The sequence below is a fragment of the uncultured Phascolarctobacterium sp. genome (genome assembly GCF_937920985.1).
GTDB lineage: Bacteria > Bacillota > Negativicutes > Acidaminococcales > Acidaminococcaceae > Phascolarctobacterium_A.
Genome location: NZ_CALDXR010000013.1, coordinates 94056 through 112374, shown reverse-complemented (window position 1 = coordinate 112374; position 18319 = coordinate 94056). Strand labels below are relative to the sequence as shown.

Below are 18319 nucleotides of genomic sequence, written 5' to 3'. Positions count from 1 at the left end.
TCCACTGTGGATTTTTTATTTTATTTTTTGTTCAAGTTGATTATACAATCTACCTCCTTATTAAGTAAATACAAAAAACACAATATTGATTTAGCAGTACGTTTCTTCTCCTCTAATGTATATAGATTCTGAAAATCCATATCTAAATTAAACTTAGCTTCATTTTCTTTATGGCTACCACTATTAAGCACTAGCCTATACATATAGTTCTTAAAGTATCTTTTGTAGTCATCTTCTGGTAATAACTCAATAATGTCTTCTTTAGTCGATAATTCCTCTATACCAACCTTAAATTGAAAAGTTGAAAATGCTTCCAATAATTGTCGCATTACATTACCAATAGGAATACTATCTTCAACACTCTCATCTTTAAGGAACAAGTAGACTAAATTATATAGTTTTGAGTATTCATTGTTGTTTCTATCATCATACTCTTCTAACTTGGAAGAATATAATAAGTAATATTTATTTTTCAGTTGTAAACCAGTATTAGAATACTCTTTCTTTACAATTTTCGCCAATTCTTCAGTAATATGATAAATACTTTCGAAGGTCATCATGTCATGCGTCATTATCAAGAATTTTGTTTCTAAATTTCCTAATACAAACCTATGTACCTGGCTCTTTAAATAAGATAACATTCCTACCTTATTTTCAGCATCAAAGCTGGTTATAGGATCATCAATCACTACCAAATAGCTATCTTTATAAAAACCTTCTGCTTTTTTGCCTTCAACAACCTTGCTGAAGAAATAACTCAAAGCTATGGCATTAGTCTCACCTGTAGAAATTTGATTAGGTTTAACAGTAAAACCATTTACTTTTAGCTGATATAGTCCATTAACATATTCTAGCTTTAGCCTATCCTTAGAAAAGAAAATGTACCTTAAGCTACGATTGATAAAATCCACTGCTATATTTACATTTTTCTTTTGTGCCTCCAACTCTTCCTTTTTATGTATTAAACTCTCATGCTCTTCCTTCAAAGTATCGTATTTTGAAGTAAAGGAGTCCTTTTTTTCAACTTGTTCTTGATGTACTTCATAATATTCATGAATATCCCAATATGCTATTTCTGAATTAATGCATGTTAATTCAGAAATAATTTGCTTAGTATCGCTGATTCTATCATTATAAGCATTCTTCTCTTTTTTTAAAGCTGTTAAGTTTTCTATAACTTCTTGGCGTAATGCATCAAGTTCTGATTTAGATACTACATCAGAAATAGGTTCATAAGGATTACCTATTTTAACCGAAATCTGTTTATTTATTCTATCAATGTAATCATTATATTGTTCCAATACCCTTATACTTTTAGCTGTTGCTTCACTAAATCGCTTGACAGGTTCCAAATTAATTACTACATTCTTTGGTCTTAAAAAATCTAGTGTCTTTTGATGCTCTTCAACTAATTTGCTAAGTATTTTTTCAATACCTTTTATAATGTCTTCCCTTTCATCCTCATTTATAGGTCTTGCGCAGAAAGGACATCTCTCGACATCACTATTAGAAAAAGTAGTTTTAATATCATTAACAAAATCCATGCTACGCTTCTTGGAAATATCTATCAGAAACTTATCTCTAGAACTTAATTCTGGTTCTTCAATTTTTTGTAGTAATAACTCGTTGATTCTATCTATATCAATTTCATCAATATTGGTTATAACACGAAATTCTATACGTTGGTCTCCATTCCTTGCACTTTCTAACTCTTTATATTTATCTTTAAAAGCTACTATTAATTCATCCCTTGTCTTTTCTGGCTTTAAGCCAATGAATTCTTTATAACTTTCATTGCTTACAGAAGTATTGATTCGAGTACCCTTTATCAATTTATTACGGCCAGCCCAATTATCATCACCTTTAAGTGCCTCTATCATCTTATTTACATAATATTTAGGGGCTTGAGGATTCCTTGCGTCGTTATATTCATCAAAAGTAATCTTTTGACCGTCCAATTCTTTTTCTTGAGAACTAATATCATGTTCTAGTTGCTTTATTCGTTTATCTAATTCAACCTGGCTACCAACCATGACTATTGTATCAAGTCCATCCTCTTCAAATCTGATATTATCATCAATAAACTTTTGGTCGAAAACATGTATCTTACTTTTCTCTTCTTCACCAAGAGAAACTTCATTACCATTTTCATTACAAAGGATAGCATTATTAATAGATTCTTCTTCTTCACCAGCAATTTTGCGAAAACCTCTAGCAATTGTACTTTTGCCAGAACCGTTTCTACCATACAAAAGGCAACAAGGAGTTCTTTTATTTACCTGAGTATCATTACCAAAAAAATTAAAAACTGCTTCCGGTACAAAATTACCTCCGTAAACCTTCAACGTTCTAATATCTTCTCTCATCAGTAGCCTCCTTGTTAAAAGTGCTTAGAAAAGGATTATTATTTTATCACATACATAAGTTTTTTATAAACACCAAACACTAAATTTCTGCCAGTATTAATCCAACTGTGAATGCATCCCATGCCTTCTGCATCATGCCAAAGCTTATAATGCCATTCGATAAGCTTCCAATAGCTATGTGTGCTTATTGATCCCTTGCGTCCTCTACGATATTCAGCTAAACACTCGTCTAGCAAATAACAGTCCATCTTCCTGCAAACCTTAAGCCACATGGCATAGTCATTATTTTTCTTAATATCTTCAATTTGGAGTAATCCATAAGCTTCAGCATCATACATCACTGTCAAACAGCCTGGCCAACAGTAATTAAACATACCTGTTTTAGAAATCACTTTAGGACCAGTCACTTTTACACCTAACTTATGACCATCTTCGTCAATTTCTTCATAATTGGTATATGAAAAGTGATAGTCATTAGCTTCCATAAAAGCAATCTGCTTTTCAAGCTTTTGCGGTAACCACAAATCATCGCTGTCTAAAAAAGCTATCCAACGGCCTTTAGCTTCACGCAAAGCTTTGTTACGTGAAACCGCAGCACCACTGTTCTTTTCATTCTTCAAATACTTAATACGGTTATCATTGTATTTTGTTACAATCGCATCGGTATTATCTGTAGAACAATCGTCAACAATAATAAGCTCCCAGTTCTCGTAGGTCTGAGCTAAAACGCTGTCAATTGTCTTTCCGATAAACTTTTCACAGTTGTAACTCGGACTAATAATACTAACTAAATCACTCATAATCTACCCTTCAAACTCATCCAACATCTTCTTCGCTTCTGCCTGCTTCTTATCGTATTCTTCTTTTTCAATCTGTCCTGTTCTCAGCAGCCAATCACCATAATCCTCAGCGGTTTCCATACCGTCAGTAGCGATATTCTCCTGCGCTGAAACCTTAAACACTGTACGGAAAATAATCCGCATATCCTCAAAAAAGTTGATATCCTTGATATATTGCAGATCAAAAGCAAATTTTTCTTTCCACGTAATGTTATTTCTACCGCAAATCTGTGCTAAACCGGTAAGACCGGGATAAACACGCTGGCGCTTCATCTCTTCTTCCGTAAAGAAAACCATGTCGCGCACAAGCTGCGGTCTAGGGCCTACTACACTCATGTCACCCTTAAAAATGTTAATCAGCTCTGGCAGCTCATCAGCTGAAGTTGCACGCAGCTTTTTACCAAACTCTGTCAAACGCACATCGTCAGGAAGCAAGTTGCCTTCTGCATCACGCTCATCTGTCATAGAGCGAAACTTGTACATTCTGAACAGCTTGCCATCCTTGCCAGGGCGAATCTGTGTAAACAGAACCGGTGAACCAAGTCTTATTTTTACAAGATATGCTGTGTATAGCAATATAGGGGATAGAAAAACTAAAGCACACCCAGACGAAAAAACATCAAATATTCTTTTAAAGAAACTACGATACATATTATTAAAAATTTCCCTTCTATGAATAATACTTTGCTTGACTATGCCTAACTAAACAAGCATATTAAAAGCTAATTACATACTACTCTTATACCATGCTTATAATGCTCATTTTGCTTTATTAGTTCTTCAACTTGATTAAAGTCAGGAAACTTTGAAAATATTTTTCTCTCAGCATTTATAATTTCAAAATAGTTGTATTTATCCACATACTGGCTAGAGAAAGTAAGTTTTTTAGTTTTTGTAAAACCTTCTTCTATATTTATGAAATCTTGTACTTGCGTTCCCATCTTAATAACATCTTTAGCAACTTTCACTCCTACCAAAAATAGATTCAGAAGCTCTTTATTGGATTTAACATACGTCTCTATTAATTCAGGAGAAACAAGCCATAAAGCTCTGGTTGGAGAAATAGGAAAAAATACACAACTGCCTTTATAACCTATTGCATATTTAGAAAAATAAAATGATTCCTCTTCATCAGAGTAAAGCTCGTTATACACAATAACAGGAGAATCACCTATAAGAAAAGGTTTACTCTCATCCGTTTTAACTAAAATCCACTCTAAACCTTTAAAATAAGCTTTTAATCTTTCTGTTGAATTTGCTATCAACACGTCAAAATGCAAATTTAGAGCATCATCCTCAAAATCAGGAAATTTTTCATCTAAACCAACATCGTTAGCTAATTTAGGTATTCTCTGTCTAATTGCATTTCTTAATTGTTCTGGCATTGATTTAAAATTTTCCTTAACATTTTTAGTTCTCATCATTTGCGCAGCTAAAAAATAATCCATATGCTCCTTTTCTTCATCGGTAATATTTTTTACATCATCCTGCTTGAGAATCTTCTTTATAACACGACTAGCATTAGCTTCTATTTCACATAGTTTTCCTTCAATTGTTCCGACAATCTTTTCTCCACCAATTTCAGTTTCAAAGTCATAGAAGCCTCGCTCGCAGGCACTATCTTTTACATTTGAGCAGTAGGCTCTTCCTGTTTGCTTATCAAACGTATAAATCCTGCCTTTATCGGAGAAATTTCTAAGCACAAACTGTGGAACTATATGTTGTTTTTCCTTAGTCGTCTTATTCATACCAAGCACCTTTAGTCAATATAAGTTTACTCAAAGCAAGCCTTAATCACTTCAATAATCTTGTCCTGCTCCTCAGGCGTCATCTTATTATCACTCGGCAGGCACAGACCACGTTGGAAAATATCAGCGCCAACATCCTCTACACCACCGGCAATATATGCATTAGTTCTGCATCTGCCGCTGCCATCAACCGTAATAAACTCATGCATACGGTACATGGGCTGCATATGCATAGGCTTCCAAATAGGTCTGCCTTCTGCATTAATACCTGCAATGGCCTCCAAAATCTCTGTCGGACAGCTCTTGCCATGTTCAGCAACATAGCAAACATCCTGCTCGCCACGTACCTGTTTGCACATAGCCTCCGGCTTGATAATCAGCGCGCTCAGCCAATAGTTAGGCTCGCAGCGTTCAGCATCAAAAGGGTTCATCTCCACAGGCAAGCCCTTCAAGCCTTCTTTATAACGCTCATAAACAGCCTTCTTCTGCGCAATGTGTTCCTCCAAATGCGGATACTGACCACGTACAACACCTGCAATAACATTGCTCATGCGGTAGTTGTAGCCAACCTCCTCATGCTGATACCAGGGAGCATTTTCGCGGGACTGGGTAGACCACTTACGTGCTTTATTAGCATCTTCTAGGGAATTGGTCAACAGACAACCACCGGCAGAACCGGTAATAATCTTGTTACCGTTATAAGAAATAGCGGAATAATCACCAAAGGAAGCACAGGGCTGGCCGTCCCAGGTTGCACCCATAGCTTCTGCTGCATCTTCAATCAACAGTGCGCCATGCTCCTCGCAAATCTCCTTAATGCGCTTAATATCACCACTGAAGCCATAAAGCTCAGCGCTGATAACCAGCTTAACCTCAGGATACATCTCAAAAGCCTTTTCCAAAGCCACAGGATCCATATTCCAGGATTTACGTTCAGTATCAATAAAAACAGGAATACCGCCTTCGTAAACAACAGGATTCAGTGTAGCATCAAAGGTCATATCGCTGCAGAAAACGCGCTTGCCTTCCAGTGCACCGTGGCTGATTGCCGGTTTGCCATACAGCTTTTCGCCTGCCAGCTTCACGCACAGGTGCAGGCCCGGAGTGCAGGAAGCCAGTGCTACAGCGTATTTTACGCCAGCCTTTTGCGCTGCAATGCGTTCAACCTCGTTGATATTCTCACCTACAGTCGACATCCAGTTAGTTTCATAAGCTTCGGTAACATACTTCAGCTCCTCACCATGCATGGTCGGTGTAGCCAGCCATACCTTCTTGTCAAACGGTTTAAAATCTGCTTTTCTTACAAACATTTAAATGCCCCTCTTTCTATTCTACAACCTTCGCATTCTGCATCTCCGCTGCCTGCGCAGCCCTGCAGTTAACCTCTTCCGGCGTTTTGTACGTCGGCACAACCCTGCGCATCGCAGCACGCACCGTCTCATCATCGTTGGAGCGGATAGCCTCACGCAAAATATCTAAGCGCTCCTGCAAATCCTCCATGCTGATTGGTTCGTCCTTCTCGATGAAGATTAAATCATTATCCGTCTTGCGCAGTGTTTCGCTCTTCACCAGCAGCTCCTCATAAAGCTTTTCACCGGGGCGCAGGCCTGTCTCGATAATATCAATATCGCGGAACGGCTCCAGCCCGCTAAGCTTAATCATATTCACCGCCAGGTCATAAATCTTAATCGGCTGGCCCATATCCAGCACAAACAGCTCGCCGTTCTTGGCGATGGCACCACTGTGCAGCACCAGCTGGCTGGCCTCCGGAATCGTCATAAAATAGCGGATAATGCGCTTGTCCGTCAGCGTAATCGGTCCGCCGTTGGCTATCTGGCGCTTAAACAGCGGTATAACACTGCCTGCACTGCCCAGCACATTGCCAAAGCGCGTATCACTGAACACAACACTGCTGCCGGATGCACTGTGCGCCCTTGCGATAATCTCACACATACGCTTTGTCGCGCCCATAATATTCGTGGGGTTGACCGCCTTATCTGTAGAAACCATCATAAAGCGCTGCGCACCATACTCCTCGCACAGCTTAATCACATTCAGCGTACCAAAAACATTGTTTAACACCGCCTCAATGCAGTTCTTTTCCATCAAAGGCACATGCTTATGTGCTGCAGCATGCACCACAATCTGCGGATGGTATTCCTCCATAATCCTGCGCATGGAACGCTCGCAGCAGATATTGGCAATTTCTGCCTTAAAATCCAGCTCAGCGCCATAACGCAAGCGCAGCTCCTGCTGCAGGTCATAAACGCCGTTCTCATAAATATCCAGCGCCACAATCTGCTTAGGCTGCATCTTCGCCAGCTGACGGCACAGCTCGCTGCCGATACTGCCACCGCCGCCGGTAACAAGAATAACCTTGCCCTTATAATAATCAGCAACAAACTCATTGTTTACTACAATAGGCTGGCGGAACAGCAATTCATCAATATCAAACTCACGCAGCATACGCTTGCCGCTCTTGGCAACGTCCGCCACGGAAAAGTCATAAACCTTAACCTTGTAGCCTGCCTTACGATAGAAGTTGAACAGCATCTCCTTCTTCGTATTCACGATATTGGTAATCGCAAAAACAATCTCCTGCACGCCCATCTCCTTAAGGTCATCCAGGGTATCTTCGCCTTCAGCCAAAATCGGCAAGCCCATAATCTCGCGTCCTGTCTTGTTGGGATCCTGGTCGATAAAGCAAACCGGCACATAGGCAGCACTGTCATTGCTCAACAGCTCATCCGCCAGCACAGCGCCCAAACGCCCTGCACCCAGCACCGCCACACGGATACGCTTATTTTCATTGCGGCGCTCCTTGATAACAGTTTCACCGGCACACAGCACCAAAAGCCAGCGCAGGAACTCACCCTTCTTATCCTTGCGTACGCCGTAGCGGTAGCAATAACGGTACATCAGGCGAATGCCCACAGCACCCAACAGGTTCAGCATAATAACAATCAGCCAGGTCTTGCTTTCAATATTGCGCAGGCCACAACCGTACTTCAACGGGAAGTAAAACAGCAGTGCCGTCAGATCTGTCGCAAAAATACGCATATACACGCCTACGCCGCCATAACGGATTACCATATGGTAAACATTACCCATAATGCGGCAAAACAGCAGACAAGCAAGCGTGGCAATAACAGTCTCCACAAACTCCGTTATATCTTCTGAATGAATTCCGTAAGCGCTGACCATAAAAAACACAACCAGCAGGAAAATCGCGATGTCGTAAGCCATCAGCAGCCATCTTATCTTTAATTTTTTGCTAACTTCATTAATTCTCATACGAATCCATCACAAACACTTTCTTTAAAACACATCAATTAAAATAACAACTTAAATCAGTCAGCTCAGCCGTTTAGCTTACTTCCCCTCCCCGTTGGAAGCTTCCTTGCTTCCGTAGTAATAGTAATAGCCATAGCCATAGCCATGGTGCTCGCTGCGCACCTTGTTCAGCACAACGCCCAGGATATTCGCCCCGGCATGCTGCAGCTGCTTCTTCACATCGCGCGCCAGGTCAACCTTCACCTCGCCGCTGTCGATAACCAGCACCACGCCGTCAACCACAGCGCCCAAAACCAGTGCATCCGCAACCGGCAGCACCGGCGGCAGGTCAATCAGCACATAATCATAAATCTCTCTGGCCTCCTGCAGCAGCTCCCGCATGCGCTCGCTGCCCAGCAGCTCGCTCGGGTTCGGCGGAATAACGCCGCTTGTCAACGCATACAGGTTATCCACCTTCGTAGCCTGCACTGCAGCGCTCAGCGGTGTGTCCATGCTGATGCAGATGGAAAGCCCTAGCTTATTGGAAAGGCCAAAATTCTTGTGCACAGTCGAGTTACGCATATCGCAATCTATAATCAGTACGCTCTTGCCAGCCTGCGTCAGCACCACCGCCAAATTGGCAATAGTCGTGCTCTTGCCCTCGTTAGGCGTGCAGCTGGTAACAGCCAGCGTCTTCAGCTCCTTACCGGCCTGCGCAAACTGGATGCTGGTGCGGATAACACGGTATGCCTCCGTCGCCGGGTTCTTCAAATCATTATATGCAATCAGGTTTATGCCTTCCATATTTTCCTCCACATTCTCACAGCCAGGCCAGGTTTTTTATCCTTCTCCTGCATATTCTTCTGCAAATCCTCTAAATCAGGAACACTGCCCAAAAGCGGCAAATCCAGGTATTGTGCCACATCATCGGCAGTCTTGATCGTTCTGTTGAGCAGCTCGCGCACCACTACAAAGCCACTGCTTGCCAAAATGCCCAGCAGTGCTGCCAAAAGCAGTGTCATCGCCTTACGCGGCTTCACAGGGGCTTCCGGCAGTGTGCCGCTGTCCACCACCTGCACCTCGGTGGCAACGCTTGCTTCCGCAACCTTGGCCTCCTCCAGGCGTTTGGCCAACATAACGTAAATCTCGTTAGCCACCGTCACATCACGCAGCAGGCCTACAAACTGCTGCTCCTTATCGGAAAGCTCCTTTAAGCCGTTCTTGTTTTCGCCGTCAATCTGCGCCAGCTTGGCCAGGTTGCTTTGTGCCACGCTCGCTTCAGCCTCGCTGCTGAACTTGCTGGCCAGCAGCTGCTGGTGTACCGGGTTATCACTGGGAGCCTGCAAAGCAGCAACCTTGTTAATCTCGTTCTGAATTTTAGTCTTCAGACCGGCAATCTCCTGGTTCACCTGCTGCACCTTCGGGTGGTTGGCAGTATATTTATCCATATAGCTGATGCGCTCGCCCTCCAGCTCTGCCAGCTTCGCATTATAAGCCTGAATCGTCCTGTTATCCGCAATGGAAACAGCCTCGCCCTGCAGCTGACCGTTAGCCGCTGCCAGACGCGCATTGGCAGTAGCCAGCGCCACCTTGTTTTCCGCGCTCAGCTTATCCACCATGCTCATCTTCTCGCTCGCCAGCTTCACAGCATCATCGGGAGCAATAATATTATTTTTCTTCTTATAATCCGTCAGCTTATCTTCCGCAGTCTGCAGCTCATTTTTGGCAGCCACAGCACGCTCCTCCAAAAAGCCACGGGTAGCCTTCTGCTGGTCACGCGAAAGGTCCGTCAAACGCTTCAAAAAGCCGTCCACAATCAGCTTATTAGCCTCCTGGGCCTTTTCCGGCGTATTTGCACGCACCGTCAGCTGCATGATTTCGGTATCCTTAAAAGGCGCGGTAGTAATGCGTCCCTTCACATAAGCTTCATAAGCAGGATACTTGCCATCCTTATTAGGCTTCTCCGTCTTTTGGATTGCCGGTACCACAACACTGCGGCTCTTCAAAATCTCCGCATAAGTGTTCATCAGCTGTGTGTTGGCCATGGCATTGCCCATCGGCATGGATTCCAAAAGGCTGGTGCCAATGCCCTTAGGCTGCTTAACGCGCAGCAAAGCCTGCGATTCATACACCGGCGTTGCAACAGCCAGGTACACGCCTGCTGCCACCACAAAAACACCGGTAACGCGGGCGATATTGCCTGCATTGTGCTTCAAAATATTGGCTATTTCCAGCAGGTCTATAGTAATTTCTTCGTCATTATGTAAATCCTTATTCACATCTATTCTCCTCAGTCATTATTCTTGATTTCGTTGATGTAATATGCACCGGTCAGGAACGGCATAATATCCTTGCTGAAGATAACCTTATGGTTGCTGGTCAGATACAGGCAGTCGCCCTCATGCAGCTCCAGGTTTGCGCTCTGGTCAGCCTTCCTCAGATAATTGTTGATGTTCAGCTGCTGCACCTCGGTAGAACCGGCACGCACCAAAAAGACATTCCTCTTGGCAGATTTTTCGGTAAAGCCCTCCGCCTTAGCCAGTGCATCCAGCACACGGTGGCTCTTTTCCAGCTCAAACAGGCCTGGGCGCTTAACCTCACCCAGCACATACACACGCGTCGTGCCCAGCTTCACCACATTCACACTGATACGGGGCTGCACCAGGTAATAACCGAAGCGGCTCACCAGCTCCTCACGGAACTGCGTCACTGTCTTGCCAGTAACATCCACATCGCCAATCAGCGGGAAGGACACCTTGCCGTCGGGGCGCACCACATACGGCGAATTTTGCGTATTACCCGCCAGCGTACTCAAATCCTCGTGACCATATACCACAACCTGCAGCACATCGCCCGGGCACATCACATAATCCTGCACCTGCGCCTGTGCAGCGCTGCCGGTCCCTAACGCCAGCGCCAATGCCAATACTACTAATGACTTTTTCATTTCATACTCCTTTATCAAACTTTTTAAACAAAAAAAATGGCAGATTTATTATTTGAATAACCTGTTCCACCACTTAGATTTCTTTTCCCTTGCAATTAACTGCTGCGGTGCCTTAACTTTCAAAGGAGTGCCGTCAATAATCCTCTGCGGATTAATCTGCGTCAGCTGCTGCAGCACAGCCTCACCGGCCAGCTCCCTAATTACAGCAGCACCGGCGCGCATATCCGTATCGCGCCCGCTGTCCCTGTGCGCATCACTGCCCACAAAATCAACCAGACCGTTCGTCAAAAGCAGCTTCGCTGCCTGCTCGGCATGCGCGCCAAAGCTCCCTGCAAAGCTGCCAATATTGCATTGCAGCAGCAAGCCCTCACGTCGCCAACGCAACAGCAGGTCCGGCTTCGCCATTAATTCAGTATAACGCTCCGGATGTGCTAAAATCGGCACAACCCCCTTCAACCGCAGCTCATACCAAAAGTCATCAGCATAATTCGGTATGAAATACATAGGTAACTCCACCAGGATATAACTGGCCCTCGCTGCATCCCAAGCATCACCGTTCAGGCAAAAGCTGCCATTCTCAGCAATGATGTCCAGCAAATCCCAATCCATAAACACTTCACAGCCGGAATAAATCGCCAGCGGTAAATTGTGCTCACCCGCCAGCTGGCGCAGCCTTTCTGCACCAACTAAAAAATCCTGCCATGCAGGATTGTGTGCATCCTGTAGCAAATGCGACGTTGCAAAAATGGAAGTCGTACCGGAATCCACAGCCTTTTGCAGCATTTTCAGGCTCATTACCTCGTCCTTGCTGCCGTCATCTATTCCAAAAATAATGTGGGAATGAATATCGATCAAGAGAAATCTTACCTTTGTTTATACTAGAGCCTGATTTTTATTTTATGTAATACTAATGTACAAAAACAAGAAGAATCAAACTCAGTTACATTTAAGAATATTGTACTACTTTGAAGTTTTGGAGTCAATCAGTTCAAATAAGATTTTTTACTGTATACAAAACACAACGCACCGTTTTATCCGTTGTTTTTTCAAGTATGCTTTATATGATATTATTTTATTTTATGCATTCAGTACTAGCAGTCTACATTATTAATATAACAGATAAAGTCAAAAATATTTTAAAATGCCGGTCAGGTTTTTGTAAAATAGTGGAGAAATTCTTCCGCGGTTCGCAGTCCCCTTCCGTTGAGATGCGCTCGGCACCTTCCCCAAGGGGAGAGGCAAGAAAGCTAGACGAGCAATTAACATATCGCAGTGAAAACATAAAAATCTTAGGGAATGAGTGTCTGGAACCATAGAAGTGTCGCAACTGTTTGAGCGATAAGCTTACTACTATAGCAAAATCTCTTAGCATAGCGCGAGTTTTGCGGCACTTCGTCCTGGTTCCACACGAAATTACCGTCCGCAAATCGCTTCTTCACATTTAGCATCAAACATATAACTCAGTAAGCGATTCGCTGGAAAATTTTTCGTTGCAACGCGATATATCAATTGCGACGCCACAGTCCCCTCTCCGTCATCGCTTCGCGATGCCACCTCTCCCCTAGGAGAGGCTAGAAGGCTAGACGAGCAATTAACATATCGCGTAAGGAATAGCAATTTTAGCAAATGAGTGCTTGGAACCATAGAAGCAAGGGGACGTAACTTTCTCTTACCGTCTGACAAATTTTACCGATGCTTCGTCCTAGTTCCGCCGAAATTTGCGTTGTGCCCTATGGCACGGGAAAATTGCTACTGACTGGAATGATATTTAATTGCGTCGCCACACAGTCCCCTCTCCGCCCCCTTCCGCCCAACAAAAAACACTGACATCCGCCGTACCCCTGGTACGGCAGACGTCGGTGTTTTCACGTTTTAGTGTATATTAAGTACTGCATTTAATACTCAGATAATATATATTCCAACTACTTTGACTTCTATATAAATTCACTTGCTTTTACTAAGCCAGTGAAGTATAATGCACTTGAAAGAAGATATTTACTTCAAAGTGACCTAATTCATTTTTATGTTTTAATCAAGCAAAAACGAAACGAAAGGAGGATCTTTTATGATTGGAATTTTAACAAACACAGATAAATTCAGCATTTTTAAAATTGGAGATTTGCAAATAAAATTTAAAACCTCCCCGTTTTTACAAAAATATACTTCCATTACTAAATGGAACAACGGCTATATCGAATGCATGGCAAAATATTCTACGTTAGATACTCCTATAGAAGAATACATTGATTTGCGTTACATTGCCAAACGCTTAAGACTGCCAAAAGATATATTTGATAATATTAAGGAGGTTAAGGTGTTATGAAGGTTCAGGAAATTGCTGACCAAGCAGATATGATTGTTGCTGGATATGCCTATAAGGTTCAAGATAATTATATAGAAATCACCGACTTAAGCAATATAACCAAAACAGCTGTTATTCAAAACGATGAACTCGTGGAATCTGTAATGAGCGATGAAGAAGATAATATTGTCATGAAGTATTATAATCGCAACAAAGATTTATTAAAGGAGAGTCTGAATGCCTAAATACTTTCCCTTTAAAATTTGTGGTTATTACTTATACTTTACTGCTCACTGCGTAGTAGAATGTATGCATGTACATGCCAGCAACGAAGAACTTACAGAACCAGGTTCTGCAAAATTCTTTGTTCGTAGTGATGGTAGTTCCAAATTAACAGTACGAGGCAGATTAAAGGATAGAGAAATCACTTCTATCCAAAAATTCATAAAAGATAACTATGAAACAATGTACGCTACATGGAGAACCTTAAGCTCTAATGGATTCTATGAAAATAAATAAATAAATAAATTATGGTTCTAAAACCTGCCTACATATCTTCCCTAAAATGGAAGGTGGAAGGGTTGCAACGCGATATATCAATTGCGTCGCCACAGTCCCCTCTCCGTCATCGCTTCGCGATGCCACCTCTCCCCTAGGAGAGGCAAGAAGGCTAGACGAGCAATTAATATATCGTGTAAGGAATAGCAATTTTAGCAAATGAGTGCTTGGAACCATAGAAGCAAGGGTACGTAACTTTCTCTTACCGTCTGACAAATTTTACCGATGCTTCGTCCTGGTTCCGCACGAAATTTGCGTTGTGCCCTATGGCACGGGAAAATTGCTACTGACTGGAATGATATTTAATTGCGTCGCTCACAGTCCCCTCTCCGCCCCCTTCCGCCTCGCTTCGCTCGACACCTTCCCCAAGGGGCAGGCAAGACTACACACCAAAAGCCGCCTTCGCAGGCGGCTTTTTTGCTGTAAAAAACAATATCTAATTCGTCTTCAACTCAACCCTCTTATTAGCAAACGCAATACCGTATTTGTGTATAACACTTACGCCCAGTGAACGCAACTCAGTATCATACTTCTTTTCTTCAATCTGGTCGAACGCAACCTGCGCCAGCTTGCTCAAAGCACCATCATCGTCCTTTGCTTCACCAGCTTTTATTTCAATAATAATCCCTGGCATACCTGCGTTTTTAGGAATAAGCTGAATATCATATCTGCCAGTTCCACTTTCTCTATTGGAGCGGATAAAGTGAGTATATTCAAAGATAGTTATAAGTCCCAGCATCAGGCCATGATAATAGCTTTCCCTAAGCCCGTCATAATAGCTGATTGTCTGCATCATAAATCTTCCCAGCGTCTCTTTGATGACAGCACTATCCTTATTTAATAAAGCGTCTCTTAAATCCGTTACCGTCATATCACCGACTTCCGCTATCAGCAGACTAATAATTTCCTTACGATAGATCGTGCGTATCTCCTTATTGGGAATATTAAGCCGACACAAATGCTCACCGTCTTCGTTAAGAGTCATTTCCGTTGCCTTCAAGTAACCCGTCATCAGAAGAAAACCAAGAATATCTGTCTGAGGCCCCTTAAGTTCAGGATAAATGATATTCGTTTTAATTACAGAGCTTACCTGCCCGTTTTCTTTAAGCAATTCATGAAGATTCCTGTAAGTTGCTTCATTGTACTTCTTCAGTATTTCATGAATAATAGTATTCTCCGAAGTCTGGCTCCAATACGGGATAGCCTTACAGCTGCTCGTTATATAATTAATCACCGACCACGGATTATAGATTTCAGTGCTGCCGAACCTATAGCCATCATACCAGCTTTTGATTTCTGCCAGCTTTTCAGTTACATTATAATACTGCGTTATAGTCTTGACCTCACCCTCAGTGAATCCAAAATAACCACTAAAAGTATCATCAAGTACAGAATCAACACGGATATTATTCAACCCGCTGAAGATACTCTCTTTAGCGACACGCAGGATACCCGTCATAATGCTCATAGTTATATAAGGATTATCCTTCAAGGCAGCCGAAAAGAAATTTCTGATAAACTCAATAGCTTCATTATAGTAATTATTGACGAAGCCTTCCTGGATAGGAGTATCGTACTCGTCAATGATTATCACAGGAGCCTTTTTGTAATGCTGATAAAGCATTCTGCTAAGAATCTGCAGGCTGAGCATATAATCTGCTTTATTAGCATTTTTATTGACTATTTTTTCGTAAAAATCCTTGTCTTGTTGGGATATCTCATTACCAGCCTGCAATTCCGGGTGTCTTGCATACTCGGAGCTGATAATCATTTTCAACAGTTCATATGCTGTTTCCCAATCTTGCGCCTTTATATCCTTCAGCGATAAAAAGATAACAGGATATTGCCCTTGCTGCTGCGTATAGCTTTCGCCCTGCTGCCAGATTGCTTTATCCTTGAAATAGCTACTGGTATCTGCGTCTGTTTTCTCAAAGAAAGTACGGAGCATATCCATGTTCAAGGTCTTGCCAAAACGCCTCGGACGCGTAAAAAGAATGTTGCTCACCTTTTCATCAAGCAGGTCCTTTATAAGCAACGTCTTGTCGACATAATAATTTTCCCGGCAGATTCTTTTGAAGTCAGTAGTGCCGACAGGCAGCGGCAATCTTGTCTGTTGCATGAGAATTCCCCTTTCTTTGCTTCTTCCTATATTATAACATCTTTTAGCGCCTGCGACCATTTCCCCTGTCGATATAATTCTGCACGCCTTCTGTAATACTCCTGACTGCATAACATAAAAATACCCCCAATACCGTGCATCTGGTATCGGGGGCAAACATCAAGCCCATAGCCTCACGACGTTCTTTCTTAATTCAAACTACAAAGGCACGGGCATCCACCCCAACACCCTCAATAAGCATCCAGTCCGTTACGTGCGCCGCCAACCTGTACAGTAACGCCTACATCTACGAAGAGAAAAACACCGACCGCTACAACAGATACAGCGACACCATCGCCGCTGGCAAAACGGCTGATGACTACATCCTGCATCAATCGCAACTCAACGTACACATAATAATCCGTCTGGCGAGCAGTATTTCTAAACCATATTCTCTATACCATTAAATCTAAAAATGTTATAATAAAGGAAAATGATAATGAGAGGAGGCTGTACTCCATGCAAAACAAATTACCATTACCTATTGGCGCATCTGATTACAAAAAAGTCAGCCAGGATTACTACTATGTTGACAAAACACTACTTATAAAGGATATTCTTGACGAGCAAGCGAAGGTTACTCTTTTCACCCGCCCGCGCCGCTTCGGTAAAACTCTAAACATGGATATGCTGCGTACCTTTTTCGAAAAAGCCAAAGACGATACAAGTAAATATTTTATTAATAAAAATATTTGGCAGACAGGTGAAAAATATACCCAGCACCAAGGCCAGTATCCTGTTATTTTCTTAAGCTTTAAGGATGCGAATAAAAATAAATGGCCAGACTTATATGCGAGGCTGAAAGAAACGATAAGAGATGAATTTATGCGTCATTCGGAACTAAAAGACAGCAAAATTTTATCTAATCCTGCTTTCTACGAAAAAATTACCAGCGGCCTGGGTACGGAAACGGATTATGCCACCAGTCTGCTCCGCCTTTCGCAAATGCTGCATGAGCATTATGCCAAAGCACCTATAATTATTATTGATGAGTATGACACGCCTATCCAGGCAGGTTATATTCACGGTTTTTATGATGCAACAATACAATTCACACGCGACCTGCTCTCCTCTGTTCTGAAAGACAACCAGCACATTTCCTTCGGCTTCTTGACAGGTATTCTACGCGTTGCCAAGGAAAGTATTTTTAGTGGTCTTAACAATGTAAACGTTAACTCGCTGTTAGATAAGCGCTATAGTGATTTCTTTGGCTTCACCGATACTGAAGTAAATGCTATGGCTGCATACTATCAAGCGATTGATAAAATCCCCGAAATCAAAGAATGGTATGATGGTTACAGGTTTGGTAATACGGAGATTTACAATCCCTGGTCTGTTCTTAAATATTTCAACAATTATTGTGAAGCAGAACCATATTGGGTACAAACTTCTGAAAACTCCACTATCCGTGAGATTATCAGCGGTCTTGATAACAGCACCTGTGAAAATCTTCGAGCTTTGTTAAATGGCTCTGCTGTAGAATCTATAGTTGATACAAACATCATCTATCCAAAGCTAAAGGAGCAACAAACTAATATATTTGGCTTTCTGCTAATGACAGGCTATTTGAAATCTATAAAAACCACAAGAGCCAACGGCATCTGTCTATGTGAGCTCAGTATTCCCAATAAAGAAATTAAAAGCGTTTACAGTCAGGAGATTGTCGCTCTGCTAGCAGACAAGATTGACAGTACAGCGATTAATTTACTCCAGCAATATCTCATAACTAAAAATGGGCCAGCATTGCAAAATGTGCTGAAAAAGTTTCTTTTAGAAACTGTCAGCTACTATGACACGCTTAAAGAAAACTATTACCAGGGCCTGCTTTTAGGTATGACAGGATTATTCACTAATACCTATTACATCAGCTCTAACCGTGAAAGTGGCGAGGGCAGATATGATATCCAGCTCCTGCCTAAAAACATAGATATGCCAGGTATAATCATTGAAATAAAAGCAACTGCTGATTCTTCGGATGCAAGTTTGAAAAAGTTAGCAGTAGAAGCCTTAGCGCAAATAGAAAACAAAAAATATGATACCGAGCTACGCAAGCAAAACATCAAAACTATTTACAAATATGGTATTGCCTTCAGCGGCAAGAAAGTAGAAATCATAACAAATTAAGCTA

The 18319-nt window shown here is 42.1% G+C and carries 16 protein-coding genes; 4 read left to right on the top strand and 12 right to left on the bottom strand.

The genetic code is table 11. From position 1 onward, the window contains the following. Positions 1–20: 20 nt before the first annotated feature. The 10 genes from Q0612_RS02305 to Q0612_RS02260 form a co-directional block, all read right to left on the bottom strand. Positions 21–2366, bottom strand: coding sequence for an AAA family ATPase (locus Q0612_RS02305; RefSeq protein WP_298880255.1), 2346 nt, complete (start codon positions 2364–2366; stop codon positions 21–23). A 38-nt stretch (positions 2367–2404) separates the two neighbouring features. Then, a complete protein-coding gene (locus Q0612_RS02300; RefSeq protein ID WP_298880252.1) occupies positions 2405–3166 on the bottom strand; it encodes a glycosyltransferase family 2 protein in 762 nt (253 codons plus the stop codon). 3 nt (positions 3167–3169) lie between these two features. Beyond that, entirely contained in the window at positions 3170–3856 is a 687-nt protein-coding gene (locus Q0612_RS02295) for a sugar transferase (protein WP_298880249.1), read from the bottom strand. Between the two features lie 71 nt (positions 3857–3927). Next, on the bottom strand, positions 3928–4953 hold the full coding sequence (locus Q0612_RS02290; RefSeq protein ID WP_298880246.1) for a DUF4238 domain-containing protein: 1026 nt from the start codon (positions 4951–4953) through the stop codon (positions 3928–3930). A gap of 26 nt (positions 4954–4979) precedes the next feature. Next, positions 4980–6263: a DegT/DnrJ/EryC1/StrS aminotransferase family protein gene (locus Q0612_RS02285; RefSeq protein WP_298880243.1), complete on the bottom strand. Its 1284-nt coding sequence runs from the start codon at positions 6261–6263 to the stop codon at positions 4980–4982. 16 nt (positions 6264–6279) lie between these two features. Next, positions 6280–8247 carry a nucleoside-diphosphate sugar epimerase/dehydratase gene (locus Q0612_RS02280; protein ID WP_298880240.1) on the bottom strand — a complete coding sequence of 656 codons (1968 nt, stop codon included), beginning with the start codon at positions 8245–8247 and terminating at the stop codon, positions 6280–6282. A 78-nt stretch (positions 8248–8325) separates the two neighbouring features. Continuing rightward, positions 8326–9030: a CpsD/CapB family tyrosine-protein kinase gene (locus Q0612_RS02275; protein WP_298880238.1), complete on the bottom strand. Its 705-nt coding sequence runs from the start codon at positions 9028–9030 to the stop codon at positions 8326–8328. Further along, entirely contained in the window at positions 9018–10505 is a 1488-nt protein-coding gene (locus tag Q0612_RS02270) for a GumC family protein (RefSeq protein WP_298880236.1), read from the bottom strand. The genes Q0612_RS02275 and Q0612_RS02270 overlap by 13 nt, the downstream gene beginning before the upstream one ends. Positions 10506–10516: 11 nt before the next feature. Continuing rightward, positions 10517–11173, bottom strand: a complete 657-nt coding sequence (locus tag Q0612_RS02265; RefSeq protein WP_298880233.1) for a polysaccharide biosynthesis/export family protein — start codon at positions 11171–11173, stop codon at positions 10517–10519. A gap of 48 nt (positions 11174–11221) precedes the next feature. Next, complete coding sequence (locus tag Q0612_RS02260; protein WP_298880230.1) at positions 11222–12028, bottom strand: tyrosine-protein phosphatase; 807 nt, start codon at positions 12026–12028, stop codon at positions 11222–11224. Positions 12029–13238: 1210 nt separating this feature from the next. On the opposite strand from Q0612_RS02260, the gene Q0612_RS02255 reads away from it, so the two are divergent. The 3 genes from Q0612_RS02255 to Q0612_RS02245 are packed head-to-tail and all read left to right on the top strand — an operon-like array spanning position 13239 to position 13994. Next, positions 13239–13496 carry a hypothetical protein gene (locus Q0612_RS02255; RefSeq protein ID WP_298880227.1) on the top strand — a complete coding sequence of 86 codons (258 nt, stop codon included), beginning with the start codon at positions 13239–13241 and terminating at the stop codon, positions 13494–13496. Continuing rightward, positions 13493–13720: a hypothetical protein gene (locus Q0612_RS02250; protein WP_298880224.1), complete on the top strand. Its 228-nt coding sequence runs from the start codon at positions 13493–13495 to the stop codon at positions 13718–13720. Before Q0612_RS02255 ends, Q0612_RS02250 begins: the two co-directional genes overlap by 4 nt. Further along, complete coding sequence (locus Q0612_RS02245; RefSeq protein ID WP_298880221.1) at positions 13713–13994, top strand: DUF4160 domain-containing protein; 282 nt, start codon at positions 13713–13715, stop codon at positions 13992–13994. Before Q0612_RS02250 ends, Q0612_RS02245 begins: the two co-directional genes overlap by 8 nt. A 475-nt stretch (positions 13995–14469) precedes the next feature. On the opposite strand, the gene Q0612_RS02240 is transcribed toward Q0612_RS02245, so the two are convergent. After that, positions 14470–16152, bottom strand: a complete 1683-nt coding sequence (locus Q0612_RS02240) for an AAA family ATPase (protein WP_298880218.1) — start codon at positions 16150–16152, stop codon at positions 14470–14472. A 230-nt stretch (positions 16153–16382) separates the two neighbouring features. Next, positions 16383–16523, bottom strand: a complete 141-nt coding sequence (locus Q0612_RS02235) for a hypothetical protein (protein WP_298880215.1) — start codon at positions 16521–16523, stop codon at positions 16383–16385. A 127-nt stretch (positions 16524–16650) separates the two neighbouring features. Between Q0612_RS02235 and Q0612_RS02230 the strand changes: the two genes are divergently transcribed. Then, positions 16651–18315 (top strand): AAA family ATPase, encoded by a 1665-nt coding sequence (locus Q0612_RS02230; protein ID WP_298880212.1) that lies wholly within the window; start codon positions 16651–16653, stop codon positions 18313–18315. Positions 18316–18319: the final 4 nt, after the last annotated feature.